Source organism: Bradyrhizobium sp. 155 (assembly GCF_023101105.1).
GTDB lineage: Bacteria > Pseudomonadota > Alphaproteobacteria > Rhizobiales > Xanthobacteraceae > Bradyrhizobium > Bradyrhizobium canariense_D.
The window spans coordinates 7,396,207-7,412,053 of sequence record NZ_CP064704.1 but is presented as its reverse complement, the minus strand read 5'-3'; the positions used below and the strand labels follow the sequence as shown (position 1 = coordinate 7,412,053).

The window sequence follows — 15,847 nt, the reverse complement described above, 5'->3', positions numbered from 1 at the left end:
CTGTTTCGTGATGGTGTCCGCGGCCTTGTGTCCGGCCGTTTCGGTTACGCTGCGTGATAGGCCGAGCTTCGTGCCGCCATCACCTCGTCGAATGCCTCTCCCATGATCTCGGTGGATGGGGCAAGGCCAGTGAACAGTTCGAAAGCGTCGGCGGCCTGGTAGATCGCAAGCTCCCGTCCGGTCATGATCCGCGCGCCCTTGGCTTGGGCAGCCGCCAGCAGCGGCGTGATCAGCGGCGAATAGACGGCGTCGGCGACCCACAGGTTTTGACGTAGCAGCGTCGGCGCGACCGGCGTTTCCCGGTTCGGCAGCATGCCGACCGGCGTGCCGTTGACGAGGCCCGTTGCGCCGTCGAGCGCGGCCTCGACGCTTGCGGCGACCCTGGCGCCACCCTGTTTGTCGAGCAGCGCGGCGAGTTTTTCGGCGCGTGCCGGCTCGCTGTCGAAGATACGGATGTCGGTCACGTCAAGGCTCGCCAGGGCAAACGCGATCGCCTTGCCGACGCCGCCGGTGCCGATCACGGCGACTGCGTTTCCAGAGGCCGCCAGCAGCGGCGCGACGGCGCGCGCAAAGCCCGTCGTGTCGGTGTTGTGGCCGATCAGCCGGCCGTTCCTGACGACGACGGTGTTGACCGCCCCCATGGCGGCGGCACCCGGTGCCAGTTCATCGAGCAGCGGGACCACCGCCTCCTTGTAGGGAAAAGTGACGTTGACGCCGGCAAAGCCGAGCCGCCGCACGCCCTCGAGCATCATGCGGAGCCCGCCCGCGTCGGCGCCGGCGACCTCGATGAGCTGGTAATGGCCGCGCAGCCCAAGCCCCTCCGCGGCGCGCTCATGCATGGCAGGGGAGGCAGAATGCGCGATGGGTGCGCCGATCAGGCCGGTCAGGAGCTTTTTGGGTGCGGCGGGTCCGCGCTTTGACATGGTTCGCTATCGTCTCGTTGGGAGCGTTTGATCCCGGCCTTTAGCGGGGAGATCCGCCCAATTCCAAGGGGCTTCCCCCAGGAACGATAGCCTTTCCTCGGCCTAACACAATTACCCTTTTGTGCTGCAAACCTAACATAATGTTATCTCTTCCGCGCCCGTGGCGGCGCGGCCCTGCCTTTGCCCCGCGACGGCTCGACCGCGCGCATCTCCGCGCGCAGGGACTCGATGAAATACTCGACATGAAGCGACAGCGGCGCGCCGCGCTTCACCGCGATATAGGTGTCGAATCGCGTCGGCTCGGTGATCTTGATCAGCTCGATGCCGGGATAGCCCCCATGGGCCACCGTGAACTGGTCGATGATGGCGATGCCGAGCCCCGCCTTCACCAGCGCGCAGACCGTGGTGCCGAAGCGGGCGCGGATGGTGATGTTGTACTCGAGGCGGTGGCGCGCGAAGATCTCGGCCATGATCCGCCCGTAGGGATCATTGGGATCGATGCCGATCAGCGGATAGCGCGTGATCTCGGCGGCGGAGACCTGCTTGCGGCCGGCGAGCTCGTGGCCCGGCGGCACGATGCAATAGAGCTCGCCCGAGGCGAGCGGCATGAAGTCGAGCCCGGAATGCTCCAGGCGATAGCTCATCGCCACGCACTCGCCGCGGCCGAGCATGAGATAGTCGATGGCTTCCTCGAGCTTGAGGATGTTGATGTCGATGCCCAAATCCGGATAGCGCCGCCGGACCCGCTCGATCGCGCGCGGCACCATGACTTGCGAAATGCTCGGCACCGAGCCGATGCGCAATTCCGACAATCCGCCGCGCCCAATCTTGGAGATGATCTCGGAGAGGTCGTCGACCTTCTTGTAGACGCCGTTGATCTGCTCGAAGATGTTCTCGGCTTCCGGCGTCGGGAAATAGCGGCCGTTCTGGCGCTGGAAGAAGCGGATGCCGAGCGAGCGCTCGGTATATTTCACCAGGCGGCTGATGCCCGGCGCCGAAACGTTCAGCAGCTTCGCCGCGCCGCCGATCGTGCCCGTCACCATCACGGCACGGATCACTTCAACCTGGCGCAGCGTCATCATGTCCTGGGCATCCGAAGGTAATCGTGGTCGGCGCTGCCTTTCCCTCTTCCCTTGTGGGAGAGGGCGGATCGCCGCGATAGCGCGAGGCGGGTGAGGGGTTCTCTCCCCGCACGAGCCTCGCGCATTTGAACGCGTGGAAACAACCCCTCATCCGGCGCCATAGCCGATGCGAAGCGTCGGCGTTTTGTTTTAAGAACGGCGGCCGAAGGCCGCCTATGCCACTTCTCCCACAAGGGGAGAAGGAAGGAAACATTCGCGTTCGGTTGTTCGGTTCAGATCAGAGGAAGGCATGGCGCCGAACGGACCGTTCGTGCGCTCACAGCAATTGCGTGCTAGCTCGCCGGTCCGTCCGGCGTGGCGCTCTCTGCCGGCTTGCTGCGCTCGCTTTGCAGCACCCCGCGTGCGAACTCGATGATCTTCTGCTTGTTTGCCGTTTCGCGGACGGCGAAAAATACGCGGTTGAGTTCCAGGCCGAGCACGCTGTTGAGGGCGATGTCCTCGTCTTCCATCGTGGTTTCCCCGCTTCAGACATTGTAGGTGTATCTTGACGTCCCTTCTTCCACAAGTAGATTAAGCCTTCGGGGTCAATGGGATACCGGGAAACTACGGAATCCGTGAATTGAGGCAGTGCCCCAAGACGTGCTATATCGCACAGCGAGGGTCAGGAAACGCACCGATGTCCGCCGTGGATTATGGCCGGGAAGCGCTCGACTTCATCGAGGGGCTTGGGGCCTATCGCAAGGTGCCCGACGCCATGAATGCGCTCGAATCGGCCTTTGGTCGCTTCGGTTTTGAAACTATCATCGTGACGGGGTTGCCCAATCCCGACCAACAGTTTGCACAGATGGTGCTCGCCAAGCGCTGGCCCGCGGGCTGGTTTGGTCTCTACACCGAAAATAACTACGACCGTTTCGACCCGGTGGTGCGGTTGTGCCGCCAGTCAGTCAACCCGTTCGAATGGTCGGAAGCACCCTATGATGCGGAGCTCGAGCCGAACGCGGCCGAGGTGATGAACCGCGCCACCGATTTTCGCATGACGCGCGGCTTCATTGTGCCGATCCACGGACTCACCGGCTACGAGGCCGCGGTGTCGCTCGGGGGCGTCCATCTCGACCTCAATCCCCGCAGCAAGCCGGCACTGCACCTGATGGCGATGTATGGCTTCGACCACATTCGCCGTCTGCTCGATCCAGCGCCGTATCCCTCGGCACGCCTCACCCCGCGCGAGCGCGAGGTGATCGCCTGGGCCTCGCAGGGCAAATCGGCCTGGGAAATCGGCGAGATCCTGCACATCACGCAGCGCACCGCCGAAGAGCATCTTGCAACCGCCGGGCGCAAGCTCGGAGCCGTCAACCGTACGCATGCGGTAGCACTGGCGATTCGCAACAAGATCATCAATCCCTAAGCGACGTACTGGGAAATTTCCCAATACCGAACCATCCTCTTTTCGCAGAGGGTGCCCTCCATTGAGGATGAATGGGGGTTTTCATGATTCACGCCATTTCTGCAGTAAATCGCCACCTTTACGAAGATGTACTCGATCAGCATTTTCGGCTGCGGCACGACATCTTCGTCGAAGAGCGGCGCTGGGAGACGCTGCGCAGGCCGGATTGCCGCGAAATCGATTCCTATGACGACGAGGACACCGTTTATCTGCTTGCGCTGGAGGGACGCCGCGTCATCGGCGGTCACCGGCTCTACCCGACCACCAAGCCTTCGATGATGAGCGAGGTCTTTCCCCATCTGGCAGCGGTGCGCGGCTACCCGGTGGATCCTCTGGTCTGGGAATGGTCGCGCTACTTCGTCGTGCGCGATCGCCGCGACGGCGCGCTCAACCTGCAACTGATGGCGGCCGTGCAGGAGTTCTGCCTCGGTCAGGGGATCGCGCAGGTCAGCGCGATCATGGAAACCTGGTGGTTGCCGCGCTTTCATGAGGCCGGCTTCGTCGTGACCCCGCTCGGTCTGCCGGCACTGGTGGAGAACGCATGGACCATGGCGGCGACGATCGACATTCTCCGCGAGACGCTCGATGCCCTGCATGATCGCATCGGCGTGCCTTCCATCGTCCAACAGGACGGTCCGCGTATCAATTGCATCGCCCTTGCCAACCTCTGCGGCCTCGCTGCCGCGCAACGAAAGAGCGCCTGAGATGTCGAACATGATGCGGGACAGCCAGATCATGGCGCAGATCAAGGACGAAAATCTGGGCTACATGTCCGACATGGCGCTCGAACTCGCGCAGATGGCGGAAGACACCGGATTGGCGACGCTCGCCTATCTGTTCCGGATGGCGGCGCTGGAGGCCTCGACGGCCAACAGCGTGCTTGCCGAGCCGGATGACCTTCGCCGGCAGATGACGTCGCACTAGGCGTCTCCATCCACACGTTGCGACGAATTCACACCCTCTCTCCCGCAACGGAGGGAGGGTGATCCGTTTGGGTGCGGCAGGTTGACCCATCCTGCGCGGCAGTCTTCTTGCAAGACCGATTGCAGGGCCAGGACCGATCGGATGCATCGGCATGCAACAAAGTGCATGTTGGGTGTCGAATCGCTCTTGCCTCGGAACGATACTGCCATTACCCATTTTTCCGCCTTGTCCAGGCAGGGGGAGCTCTTTCACTGATGGCGACCGTGTTCGAACATCGGCGCGAACCTGCGTGCGCCTGAAAGAGTTTTGATGCTGCTCGTCGTCGAACAGTTCTTGAACGGATTGCAGTTTGGCCTGCTGCTGTTCCTGCTCGCCGCCGGCCTGACGCTGGTGTTCGGGATCATGGATCTCGTCAACCTCGCGCACGGCTCGCTGTACATGATGGGCGCCTATTTCGCCGCGACCTTCGCAGCCTGGACCGGCAGCTTCCTGCTCGGTGCGCTATTGGCGCTCGGCGCGACGCTCGTGCTCGGCATCGTGCTCGAGATGACCGCGCTGCGGCATCTCTACGGACGAGACCATCTTGACCACGTGCTCGCGACCTTCGGCCTGATCCTGTTCTTCAACGAGGCCGTGCGGCTGATCTGGGGGCCGGCCGGCCTTGCGCTGCCGCTGCCGGCCTGGCTCACCGTGCCGGTGCCGATCCTGCCGGGCATTCACTATCCCGCTTATCGCCTCGCCATCATCGTCGTGGCGCTGCTGGTTGCGCTGCTGCTCTATCTCGGCGTGATGCGCACCCGCATCGGCATGCTGATCCGGGCCGGCGCCTCCAATCGCGAGATGATCGGTGCGCTCGGCATCAACATCAAGCTGCTCTACACCCTGGTGTTCGGTCTCGGTGCCGCGCTCGCGGGCCTTGCCGGCTTGATGCAGGCGCCGATCCTCACCGTGCAGATCGGCATGGGCGAGAACATTCTGATCCTCGCCTTCGTCATCATCGTGATCGGCGGTATCGGTTCGATCCGCGGCGCGTTCCTGGCCGCGATCTTCGTCGGCATGATCGACACCCTCGGCCGCGCCTTCCTGCCCAATCTGCTGCGGCAGGTGCTGAGCGGCGCCGCGGCCTCCACCGCCGCGCCCGCGCTGTCCTCCATGCTGATCTATCTGCTGATGGCTATCGTGCTGGTGGTGCGTCCGGAGGGGCTGTTTCCGGCCAACCGCCGATGAAGGCTTTCACTGTGAGCAAGGTCGTCACGGTCCTGCTGCTGACGGGTCTCGTGCTGCTGCCGCTCTATTCGCAAGCATCCGGCAACATCTTCATCCTGACGCTGCTCACCCGCATCGTCATCCTGGCCCTGGCGGCCGCGAGCCTCAACCTCATCATGGGTTTTGGCGGCATGATGAGTTTTGGCCACGCCGCCTATCTCGGCATCGGCGGCTATGCGGTCGGCATGCTGGCGCAGGAAGGCGTGGGCTCGGGCTTCATCCAGTTTCCGGTCGCGCTTGCGGCCTCCGCGCTTTATGCGTTGGTGATCGGCGCGCTGTCTTTGCGCACCCGCGGCGTCTATTTCATCATGATCACGCTGGCGTTCGCGCAGATGGCCTATTACGTCGCCTCGGGGCTGGCGCGTTATGGCGGCGATGACGGCCTCACCGTCTACAAGCGCAGCGACTTCTCCGGGCTGATTAATCTGTCGAACCGCACGCAATTCTATTATCTCTGCCTCGCCTGCCTGTTCGGCGTGGTCTTCCTGATCTGGCGCATCGTCAATTCGCGCTTTGGCCTCGTCCTGCAGGGCCTGCGCTCCAACGAGCAGCGCATGCAGGCGATCGGCTTTCCCTCGAAACGCTACCAGCTGGTCTGCTTCGTCATCTCGGGCATGATGTGCGGCCTCGCCGGCGCGCTGCTCGCCAACAACACCGATTTCGTCAGCCCGGCCGCGATGTACTGGACCCGTTCCGGCGACCTCATGGTGATGGTGATCCTCGGGGGCATGGGCACGCTGTTCGGTCCGGTCATCGGCGCGGTGGTGTATTTGTTGCTGGAAGAGTTCTTGTCGCAGCTCACCGAATACTGGGCGCTGATCATGGGTCCGCTGCTGCTGCTGATCGTGCTGTTCGGCCGCGGCGGCATCATGGGCCTGCTCGGGAGGCTCAATCGTGGCTGAGCCGCTGCTCCGCGTCGACAGGCTGGTGCGCCGCTTCGGCGGCATCATTGCGACGGACAACGTCTCGCTCGACGTTGCGGCAGGCGAGCTGCACGCCATCATCGGCCCGAACGGCGCCGGCAAGACCACGCTGATCAGCCAGCTCACAGGGCATCTGGAGCCGCATTCCGGCAGCGTCTCGCTGGCGGGGCGCGACATCACCTATCTGCCGGCCTATCGCCGCTGCGCGCTGGGCCTGGCACGTTCTTTCCAGATCACCTCGCTGCTGCTCGATTTCACCGCCGCCGACAATGTCGCGCTCGCGGCGCAAGCGCATGCCGGCACCTCGTTCCGCTTCTTCGCCGATGCACGCAAGGAGAAGGGCCTGCGCGATGCCGCGCATGCCGCGCTCGATCGCGTCGGTCTCGTCCATCGTGCCGATGTCCTGGTGTCCAGGCTCAGCCATGGCGAGCGTCGCCAGATCGAGCTGGCGGTTGCGCTGGCAAGCAAGCCGAAACTTTTGCTGCTCGACGAGCCGATGGCGGGACTCGGCGTCACCGAATCCCAGCGCATGGTGCAGCTGCTCCAGGAGCTGCGCAAGGAGGTCTCGATCGTCCTGGTCGAACACGACATGCCGGCGGTGTTTGCGCTCGCCGACCGCATCTCCGTGCTGGTCTATGGCCGCGTCATCGCCTCCGGCGATCCGGCCGCGATTCGGGCGAACGAGGACGTCAAGCGCGCCTATCTCGGCGAGGCCCATGTGGTGACGCACCATGGATGACACGCTGCTCGAGGTCGACGGCATCGAGACCTGCTACGGCCTGTCCCAGGTGCTGTTCGGCTTGTCCCTGTCGGTCAAATCAGGCGAGATGGTCTCGCTGATGGGTCGCAACGGCATGGGCAAAACCACGACCATCCGATCCATCATGGGCCTGACGCCGGCGCGCGCCGGCAGCATCCGCTTTGCGGGCTCGGAAGTGCGGACGCAGCCGTCCTACAGGATCGCGCAACTCGGTGTCGGCCTCGTCCCCGAGGGGCGGCAGATCTTCCCGAACCTCACCGTGCGCGAAAACCTTGTCGCGGCAGCGGCCGATCGTTTCGGCAGCAGCAATCCCTGGACGCTGGCGGCGATCTACGTGATGTTTCCTCGCCTGGCCGAGCGCGCTTCCAATATGGGCAACCAGCTCTCCGGCGGCGAGCAGCAGATGCTCGCCATCGGCCGCGCGCTGATGACCAACCCGAAGCTGCTCATCCTGGATGAAGCGACCGAAGGCCTGGCGCCTCTGATCCGCGAAGAGATCTGGAGCTGCCTGTCGCTGCTCAAGAGCCGGGGACAGTCGATCCTGGTCGTCGACAAGAACGTCGACCACCTCGCCCGCATCTGCGACCGCCACACCATCATCGAGCGCGGCAAGACGGTATGGAGCGGCACCTCGGACGAGCTGTTGGCTGAGCCGGATCTGCAGCACAAATATCTAGGGATTTGAGGGTGAGGGCGCGATGCTGGGCGCCGCTCATACGTTATCGTCCTGGCGAAAGCCAGGACCCATAGCCACCGAATTCAGTTTGGCGAAGATTGGCGGTTAGCAGCCGCGTGCGACAACTTTTCCCTGGGGTAATGGGTCCTGGCTTTCGCCAGGACGACATTGGCAATCACCAGTAAATCCCGTGCCGATGCAGTTCGCGAATCACGCGGGCCTCGGTGGATGGCTGGCGACGTTTCGGCTTGGTCATTTCTCTTGTGCTGGCAATCGGCGCGGCACTGGACTGAGTTGCGGCCGGAGCGATCGCGGTTGTCGTCGCAGTCGCTGCCGGAGACGTTGAAGCTGCGGCCGTGGTCGCCGTCTGGACATTCGTGGGTGCTGCCGCCGGAGCTTGTGGCGGCGTGGCTGCTGTCGTTCCCGGCTCGGCGGTCTGCTGGCTCGCATTTGTCGCCGCAAGGCTAAGGCTCCGTGGTCCGCCGGCATAGGCCTGGCTTGCCAGCAGCGACATTGCCGCGATCAGGATCAGCTTTCGCATGACACCCTCCGTTCGCTAGTCAATCGCTCTTACCTAAATCCGCTGGGCCTCTATCGCGACGAGCGACCCGCCCCGATCTCAATCAGAGTGGCGCGGCAGGACAGGCGATAGATCAAACTGAACAGATGACCCCACATGACCGAACTCCTTTGTTGATCACGGAGCAAATCTACATCGCCCGTCTTTCCGGCGGTTTTCGTGGGCCTTGGAAAATGGCTTCGTCGGGAGCGGTGAAATGTCGTCGGAACTGAGCGGACGAAGTCGCCTCACGGGGAGGTGAGGGCGTGTCTGGCTCAAAACACCTCGAAATATTCGCGGTGCTCCCAGTCGGTCACCTCGGACAGGAAGCGGTCGATCTCGGCATTCTTGATGTGGGTGTAATAATCGACGAACTCAGGCCCGAGCTTTTCGCGGAAGAACGGATCGTCCTTCAGCGCGCTGACCGCGTCGCGCAGCGATTTCGGCAACAGCGGCGCCTTGGTTTCGTAAGGCGTGTCGGCCGACGGGCCGGGATCGAGCTTGCGGTCGACCCCGTCGAGGCCGGAGAGGATCTGCGAGGCCATGTAGAGATAGGGATTGGCGGCGGGCTCGCCGATGCGGTTTTCCAGGCGCGTGGCGGCGTCGCCGGCGTCGCCGAGCACGCGGATCATCACGCCGCGATTGTCGCGGCCCCAGATCGCGCGGTCCGGCGCCAGCGAATAGGAGCGGTAGCGCTTGTAGCCATTGATGGTCGGGGTGGTGAACACGGTCGACGCGCGGGCGTGGTCGAGCAGGCCCGCAAGCCAGGCGCGGGCGAACGCGCTGAGCGGCTCGCCGCCGTCTTTGGCCATGAACTGGTTCTCGCCGCTCGCGCGCGAGACCACCGATTGGTGCAGATGCCAGCCGCTCGCGAACAGGTTCGGCAGCTTCGGCCGGCACATGAACGTGGCGTGATAGCCGTGGCGGTGCGCGATCTGCTTCACGGCAGAGCGAAACAGCACCATGTTGTCCGCGGGCTCAATGCCTTTCTTCGGGGCGAAGGTGAATTCGCACTGGCTCGGCCCGAACTCCACCTCGACCGAGCGCAAGGGCAGACCGAGCGCGACGATGTCACGCCGCAAGATCTCCAGCACCGGCTCCATCTGGTCGAAGCGCTGCTCGGTGAGGTATTGATAGCCGTGGCTGAGCAGGCTCACCGAAGGCGGTGTGCCGGGCTGGCCGGCATCCTCCGGGCGCATATGCGGATCGTCGAGCTTGAAGATGTGGAATTCGACCTCGAGGCCTGCCACGAAATCATGGCCGCGACTTGCGAGCTCGTCGAGCACCTTGCGATAGAGCCCGCGCGTCGCGAACGGCACGGGACGGCCGTCGTTGAAATAGAGGTCGCAGAGAACCCAGCCCGTGGTTGGCGCCCATGGCAAAACGCGAAACGTCGTGGGATCGGCGACCATCAGCACGTCGGCCGCGCCCTCCATCTCCTTCATGCCGAAGCCGCCGCCTGACGTGAACACCGGAAACACCGTGCGGTGCGAGGTGTCCTTGGCGAGCATGGTGGTGGTGATGGAGCAGCCGCTCTCCAGCGAGGCGATCGCCTCGGACGCGACGATGGTCTTGCCGCGCAAAATGCCGTGCTGGTCCGGGAAGGCGAGGCGGATGACCTCGAGATTCTTCTCGTCGACGATGCGCCGCACGCGCAATGCGGCGTCCTTCTGCTCATCCGACCACAGCGCATGACGCGCGACGAAAGTCACTTTGGCAGTTCCTTCTTGCTCGGCGAGAGTATAGCGCACACTGTCATCGTCCGCGAAGGCGGACGATCCAGTATTCCAGAGACGTCCGTGTGTTCACGAGAGGCCGCGACGTACTGGATGCCCCGCTTTCGCGGAGCATGACAGCGGAGAATGTGGAGCCGCCGTCTCGCCTCGCTAGCGGCGAACTGCATTATCACTCCGCCGCCGTCAGGCGATGCACGTTGTCCGCGATCTCCTTCGGCACCGGCGCCGTCCACGGCGCGCTGCGGCGGCGCTTGACGTCGACTTCCATCCAGTAGATCTCCCAGCCTCGGGTCGGCCCGATGCCGTCCATGGTCGCCGGACCCTGGATCGAACGTGCGGTGGCCTCGTCGAGATGCAGCATCGGCTTCTCGCCGCCTGCGACCTTCTCGATCTCCTGCCGCAGCAGGCGCCGGTACTGCACGATCGCCTTGTCGCTCGTGCCGAGGTGCTCCCGGGTGCGGTCCTGGATCGCGCCCATCGATTCCACCGCCCACTGGTCGTGGACGTTGATGTCGGTGCCCATGCCGGTATAGGTCGCCGTCTGCTGCTCGTGCGGATCGAAGCCGTAATCGTTCGTCCCGTTCTTGCGCGATTTGTAATCCGGCAGCTCATAGAGCTCGAGCCGCTGGTCGCGCATCTTCTGCTTGTCCACGGGGTTCGAATAACTGGTGAAGATCGCGTACCAGTAGCAGTTCTCGTCGTCGACCGGCACGTGCCACTGTGTGATCGTCATCTCCGTGCTCATGGGGATGACGAAGCCGTGCGGAAAGAGCTGGTTGGTGACGCGCACATGGGTGCGCTCCTCGTCGATCTCGCGCAGCGCGATCAGCCGCAGGCCGTATTCGGTGTGCTCGACATTGATGATCGGGCGGTCGTATTCGCGCAAAATCTTCGTCATCGGCAAGTCGCTGCCTGCCGATGTGCCGCGGAACTGCTTGCCGTAGGCCGTCGAGGTGTCCTCGTCCTCGAAAAAGCGATGCAGATAGGAGGCGTGCGCGGGGTCGATGCCGACTTCGAGCGCCTGGAGCCAGTTGCAGGCCATGTGGCCTTTGAACGCGAAGGTGTGCGTGCCGGGCGCGACGAAGCAGTCGAGCTCGGGAAATGCCGGCGGCTCGCCCTCGCCGAGATAAGCCCAGAGGATGCCGCTCTTCTCCACCACAGGGTAAGAGCGCTGACGGATGTTCTGGCAGAGCTTTGAGTCCTTCGGCTCCGCCGGCGTCTCGATGCATTGCCCGGTGGCGTCGAACAGCCAGCCATGGAAGGCGCAACGCAGGCCGCCATGCTCGAGCCGTCCGAAGGCGAGATCGGCGCCGCGATGCGCACAGTGGCGATCGATCAGGCCGTAACGCCCCGTCTCGTCGCGGAACAGCACCAGGCTTTCGCCGAGCAATCTGACGGGACGGATCGGTCGATCGCCGTCGAGCTCGTCCACCAGCGCCGCCGGCTGCCAGTAGCTTCGCATCAGCTTCCCGCAGGGGTCCTTCGCACCGGTGCGGGTGATCAGGTCGTTCTGCTCCTGGCTCATCATGGCGAGTGCATCCTTTATGGAATGGCGTTTGTTCGCCTATTGAACGAATGGGCGAATTATGGCATGCCTTGACGCGGCAGCAAGCACTATTTTGCACGAATGACCCGACACCATGCCCAAGCTGAAGCGAAGCGAGAGCGACGAACGCGCGACGGATTTCGTCGAGAGCCTCGATCGCGGGCTGCGCCTGCTGCAATGCTTCGGCATCACGGCCGGCCCGATGACGCTGAGCGATCTCGCCCGTGCCGCTGAGCTTCCCCGCGCCACCGCGCGGCGCATGCTGTTCACGCTCCAGCGCGGCGGCTTCGTCAGTGGCGACGGGAAGCTGTTCTCGCTGACGCCACATGTGCTGACACTCGCCGCGTCGTATCTGCGGTCGAGCCAACTCGTCACGGTCCTGCAACCGGTGCTCGACCGCGTCGCGACAGCGGCCAACGAAATCTCCTCGCTCGCGGTGCTCGACGGCGATGAGGTCGTGTTCATCGCGCGCAGCAGTCCGGCGCGGATGTTCTCGGGCGGATTGGAAATCGGCTACCGGCTTCCGGCCTTCTGCACTTCGGTCGGCCGCGCCATGCTCGGTCAACTCGACGATGCCGAGCTTGCTGCGCGCCTGACGGCGACGAAGCGCGAAGCGCTGACGCCGCAGACGGTAACCGATCCCAAGGTGCTGCTCGCGCGCACCGTCGCCGATCGCGCGCAGGGCTATTCGCTGGTGGACCGCGAGGCCGAGCCGCATTTCCGCTCGATCTCGGTCCCCGTCCGCCGCTACGACGGCGTGATCGTCGCCGCCATTAACATGGGCGCGCACGTCGATCGCGTGCCGGCGCAGGAATTGATCGAGCGATTTTTGCCGCTGTTGCGTGAGGGCGCGGAGGCGTTGCGGTCGCAACTCTTGTAGCCCGGGTGAGCGAAGCGATACCCGGGAAAGTCATCGTGAAGACCCGGATGTCGCTTCGCTCATCCGGGCTACGCGCCCGTGCAAAAATCACTAGCGGTTGCGCATCCAGTCGGCGAGGCCGGACAACGCCTTGTCGAGGTCCTGCCGCGCTGCGGCGTCCACAACCGTCTCCTCCAGCGCACCGCGCATGCAGAGCATCCACGCGTCGCGCTCGGCATCGCCGATGGCAAAGCCGATGTGGCGCTGGCGCAGCCGCGGGTGGCCCTTCTCGACCGAATAGAGTTTCGGGCCGCCGGTCCATTCGGTGAGATAGCGCTTCAGCACATCCCTGATCAGGCCGAGGTCGTCCGCATGCATCGCGCGGATGATCTTCGCCTCCGGCAGCGTATCCATCCGGTCGTAGAAGCGATCGACCAGTCGATCGATCGTGGCGCTGCCGCCGATCCGCTCGAACATGGCGATTGCGACGTCGCTCTCGGTCATGGGAGTTCGGACCTACAGCGCGACGCTGCGCAGCCCGAAGCTGCGCGCTTCGTTCTGCAGCACCGGCCGGACCGCATCAACCAGGCGCGCCGCGGCGGCATCGACGGACAGCCCCGCCGTGTCGACCACCGCCGTCGCGCGCGCATATAGCGGCTCGCGGCTCAAGAGGATGTTGCGCAGCTCCGCCATCGCGGAGCGGTCGTCGGCCATCGGGCGCAAATCGCCCTGGCGGCGGACGCGGGCCATGTGCTCCTCGGGCTCGGCCTTCAGCCAGATCGTGTAGAACGACGACAGGATCTGGTCGAAGGTCAGAGGTTCGGAGACGATGCCGCCGCCGGTCGCCAGCACCATCAGCTCGTTGCGCGCGAGCAGCTGCTGCAGCGCCGCCTGCTCCATGCGGCGAAAGCCTTCCTGGCCGTAGAGCGCGATGATCTCGGCGACCGACAGCCCGTTCTGCTGCTCGATCTCCTTGTTGAGCTCGACAAAGCTCCAGCCGACCTTCTTCGCCAGCATCCGCCCAAGCGTCGATTTGCCGGCGCCGCGCAGGCCGATTAGCGCGATGCCGCAGAACGGCGCGCGCCGCGGCGCGGAGGCGCTGCCGCCTGCGAGCAGATCTTTTGCTTGTGCGACCTGCGCCGGCGTCGCCTTGCGCAGGAGATCGCGAAACATCTGCCAGTCCGGGGTCGGATCGGCCGAGGGAAGCAGGTCTTCGAGATGCGCGCCCATCGCGTCGGAGACGCGGCGCAGCAGCACGATGGAGACGTTGCCCTTGCCGCTTTCGAGCTGCGCGATGTAGCGCTCCGATATTCCTGATACCTTAGCGAGCACCTTGCGCGACATGCCGCGCAGCGCGCGCATGGTGCGCACGCGCTGGCCGAGCTGTTCGAGAAATCGGGATTCGGCGTCGGGACTGTCGGTCATGGACTGCGGATCATGGGCCTGCTTGAGCGGATGTCTTCTTTTAAAGAGGTCCTGCGGCGCGTATTAATGAAACATAGTGCCTGCTGGCATTGACAGCAAGCCGAGGCGGTGTCTTTCTATGAATTATAATTCTAAATTCAGGGGAGAAGTCCGTGAGCGAGGGATCCTATAACGCGGTGACCTGGCTGCTCGACCGGAACGTCGAGGAGGGACGCGGCAACAAGCTCGCCTTCGACGACACCGTCTCACGCCTCACCTATGGCGAGCTCCAGCGCGAAACGCGGCGCGCCGCCAACATGCTGCGCCGGCTCGGGGGCCGCCGCGAAGAGCGCGTGGCCATGATCATGCTGGATACGGTCGACTTCCCGATCGTGTTTCTGGGCGCGATCCGCGCCGGCATCGTGCCGGTGCCGCTCAACACGCTGCTGACATCAGATCAATACGCCTACATCCTCGCCGATTGCCGCGCGCGCGTGCTGTTCGTCTCGGAAGCGCTCTATCCCGTCATCAAGGACGTCGTCGGCCGCATGCCGGATCTGGAGCATGTCGTGGTCTCCGGCGCCAAACAGAACGGCCACAAGCAGCTCGCCGAGGAGATTGCGGACGAGAGCGATCAGTCCACCACCGCCGCCACCCATTCCGACGAACCGGCATTCTGGCTGTATTCCTCAGGTTCGACCGGCATGCCCAAGGGCGTGCGGCACATCCATTCGAACATGCAGGCGACCGCGGACACTTATGCGAAGCAGGTGCTCGGCATTCGCGAGAACGACGTTTGTCTTTCCGCGGCAAAGCTGTTCTTCGCATATGGCCTCGGCAATGCGTTGACCTTTCCGATGTCGGTCGGCGCCAGCGTGGTGCTCAACAGCGAACGGCCGACGCCCGCACGCATGTTCGACCTGATGAACCGCTACAATCCCTCGATCTTCTACGGCGTGCCGACCCTGTTCGCGGCGATGCTCAACGACGAAGCGATGAAGAGCGAGCGCGGCGGCAAGTCGCTCCGCATCTGCACCTCGGCCGGCGAGGCGCTCCCGGAGTCCGTCGGCAACAGCTGGAGGGCGCGCTTCGGCGTCGATATTCTCGACGGCGTCGGCTCGACCGAGCTGTTGCACATCTTCCTGTCGAACGCGCCCGGCGACATCAAATACGGCTCCTCCGGCAAACCGGTGCCCGGCTATGCGGTGCGGCTTGTCAACGAGGCCGGACAGGATGTCGCCGACGGCGAGGTCGGCGAGCTCCTGGTCGATGCGCCCTCCGCCGGCGAGGGGTACTGGAACCAGCGCCACAAGAGCCGCCGCACGTTCGAGGGGCCGTGGACCCGCACCGGCGACAAATATGTCAGGGATTCCGAGGGCCGCTATACCTTCTGCGGCCGCGCCGACGACATGTTCAAGGTCTCTGGCATCTGGGTCTCGCCCTTCGAGGTCGAGAGCGCGCTGATCACGCATCCCGCCGTGCTGGAAGCTGCCGTCGTGCCCGAAGCCGATCCGGAAGGTCTGCTGAAGCCCAAGGCCTTCGTCGTGCTGCGCCCCGGCGCGACGACGGCGGGCCTGCAGGAGATGCTTAAGGATCACGTCAAGCAGAAGATCGGCCCGTGGAAATATCCGCGCTGGATCGACGTGGTGGATTCCTTGCCGAAGACGGCGACGGGGAAGATCCAGCGGTTCAAGCTGCGGGACGGGGCGAATTGACAACAGGTCGTCATGGCCGGGCTTGACGAC

General features: G+C 64.1%; 16 protein-coding genes and 1 pseudogene. 9 read left to right on the top strand and 8 right to left on the bottom strand.

Translation table 11 applies throughout. From position 1 onward, the window contains the following. Positions 1 to 44 precede the first annotated feature (44 nt). The 3 genes from IVA93_RS35235 to IVA93_RS35225 form a co-directional block, all read right to left on the bottom strand. Positions 45 to 923, bottom strand: coding sequence for a shikimate dehydrogenase (locus tag IVA93_RS35235; protein WP_018456034.1), 879 nt, complete (start codon positions 921 to 923; stop codon positions 45 to 47). A 143-nt stretch (positions 924 to 1,066) separates the two neighbouring features. Further along, positions 1,067 to 2,005: a LysR family transcriptional regulator gene (locus IVA93_RS35230; RefSeq protein ID WP_018456035.1), complete on the bottom strand. Its 939-nt coding sequence runs from the start codon at positions 2,003 to 2,005 to the stop codon at positions 1,067 to 1,069. 332 nt (positions 2,006 to 2,337) lie between these two features. Beyond that, positions 2,338 to 2,514, bottom strand: a complete 177-nt coding sequence (locus IVA93_RS35225; protein WP_018456036.1) for a hypothetical protein — start codon at positions 2,512 to 2,514, stop codon at positions 2,338 to 2,340. Positions 2,515 to 2,681: 167 nt separating this feature from the next. On the opposite strand from IVA93_RS35225, the gene IVA93_RS35220 reads away from it, so the two are divergent. The 7 genes from IVA93_RS35220 (at position 2,682) to IVA93_RS35190 (ending at position 8,007) form a co-directional block, all read left to right on the top strand. Then, positions 2,682 to 3,410 (top strand): helix-turn-helix transcriptional regulator, encoded by a 729-nt coding sequence (locus IVA93_RS35220; RefSeq protein WP_018456037.1) that lies wholly within the window; start codon positions 2,682 to 2,684, stop codon positions 3,408 to 3,410. Positions 3,411 to 3,493: 83 nt separating this feature from the next. Then, positions 3,494 to 4,153 (top strand): acyl-homoserine-lactone synthase, encoded by a 660-nt coding sequence (locus IVA93_RS35215; protein WP_018456038.1) that lies wholly within the window; start codon positions 3,494 to 3,496, stop codon positions 4,151 to 4,153. Position 4,154: 1 nt separating this feature from the next. Further along, positions 4,155 to 4,373, top strand: coding sequence for a hypothetical protein (locus tag IVA93_RS35210; RefSeq protein ID WP_026233073.1), 219 nt, complete (start codon positions 4,155 to 4,157; stop codon positions 4,371 to 4,373). A gap of 309 nt (positions 4,374 to 4,682) precedes the next feature. Next, positions 4,683 to 5,600, top strand: a complete 918-nt coding sequence (locus IVA93_RS35205; RefSeq protein ID WP_007615745.1) for a branched-chain amino acid ABC transporter permease — start codon at positions 4,683 to 4,685, stop codon at positions 5,598 to 5,600. Then, positions 5,597 to 6,541, top strand: coding sequence for a branched-chain amino acid ABC transporter permease (locus IVA93_RS35200; protein WP_018456041.1), 945 nt, complete (start codon positions 5,597 to 5,599; stop codon positions 6,539 to 6,541). The genes IVA93_RS35205 and IVA93_RS35200 overlap by 4 nt, the downstream gene beginning before the upstream one ends. Beyond that, the gene (locus IVA93_RS35195; protein WP_018456042.1) at positions 6,534 to 7,301 is read left to right on the top strand and encodes an ABC transporter ATP-binding protein; all 768 of its coding nucleotides are present in this window, start codon (positions 6,534 to 6,536) and stop codon (positions 7,299 to 7,301) included. The genes IVA93_RS35200 and IVA93_RS35195 overlap by 8 nt, the downstream gene beginning before the upstream one ends. Continuing rightward, complete coding sequence (locus IVA93_RS35190) at positions 7,294 to 8,007, top strand: ABC transporter ATP-binding protein (protein WP_018456043.1); 714 nt, start codon at positions 7,294 to 7,296, stop codon at positions 8,005 to 8,007. Before IVA93_RS35195 ends, IVA93_RS35190 begins: the two co-directional genes overlap by 8 nt. A gap of 166 nt (positions 8,008 to 8,173) precedes the next feature. On the opposite strand, the gene IVA93_RS35185 is transcribed toward IVA93_RS35190, so the two are convergent. From IVA93_RS35185 to IVA93_RS35175, 3 genes are all read right to left on the bottom strand, one after another. Continuing rightward, the gene (locus IVA93_RS35185) at positions 8,174 to 8,539 is read right to left on the bottom strand and encodes a hypothetical protein (protein ID WP_039799580.1); all 366 of its coding nucleotides are present in this window, start codon (positions 8,537 to 8,539) and stop codon (positions 8,174 to 8,176) included. Between the two features lie 293 nt (positions 8,540 to 8,832). Continuing rightward, positions 8,833 to 10,269 carry a glutamine synthetase family protein gene (locus IVA93_RS35180; protein ID WP_026233074.1) on the bottom strand — a complete coding sequence of 479 codons (1,437 nt, stop codon included), beginning with the start codon at positions 10,267 to 10,269 and terminating at the stop codon, positions 8,833 to 8,835. Positions 10,270 to 10,462: 193 nt separating this feature from the next. Next, on the bottom strand, positions 10,463 to 11,821 hold the full coding sequence (locus tag IVA93_RS35175; RefSeq protein ID WP_204513152.1) for an aromatic ring-hydroxylating dioxygenase subunit alpha: 1,359 nt from the start codon (positions 11,819 to 11,821) through the stop codon (positions 10,463 to 10,465). A 112-nt stretch (positions 11,822 to 11,933) separates the two neighbouring features. On the opposite strand from IVA93_RS35175, the gene IVA93_RS35170 reads away from it, so the two are divergent. Further along, positions 11,934 to 12,719 carry an IclR family transcriptional regulator domain-containing protein gene (locus IVA93_RS35170; RefSeq protein ID WP_018456046.1) on the top strand — a complete coding sequence of 262 codons (786 nt, stop codon included), beginning with the start codon at positions 11,934 to 11,936 and terminating at the stop codon, positions 12,717 to 12,719. 90 nt (positions 12,720 to 12,809) lie between these two features. Here IVA93_RS35170 and IVA93_RS35165 read toward each other — a convergent pair whose 3' ends face one another. Further along, the gene (locus tag IVA93_RS35165) at positions 12,810 to 13,202 is read right to left on the bottom strand and encodes a group II truncated hemoglobin (RefSeq protein ID WP_018456047.1); all 393 of its coding nucleotides are present in this window, start codon (positions 13,200 to 13,202) and stop codon (positions 12,810 to 12,812) included. Between the two features lie 12 nt (positions 13,203 to 13,214). Next, positions 13,215 to 14,135 (bottom strand): annotated as a pseudogene (locus IVA93_RS35160) (shikimate kinase); the annotation flags it as partial. 140 nt (positions 14,136 to 14,275) lie between these two features. Between IVA93_RS35160 and IVA93_RS35155 the strand changes: the two are divergent. Next, positions 14,276 to 15,817, top strand: coding sequence for a benzoate-CoA ligase family protein (locus IVA93_RS35155; RefSeq protein ID WP_247371654.1), 1,542 nt, complete (start codon positions 14,276 to 14,278; stop codon positions 15,815 to 15,817). Positions 15,818 to 15,847 lie beyond the last annotated feature (30 nt).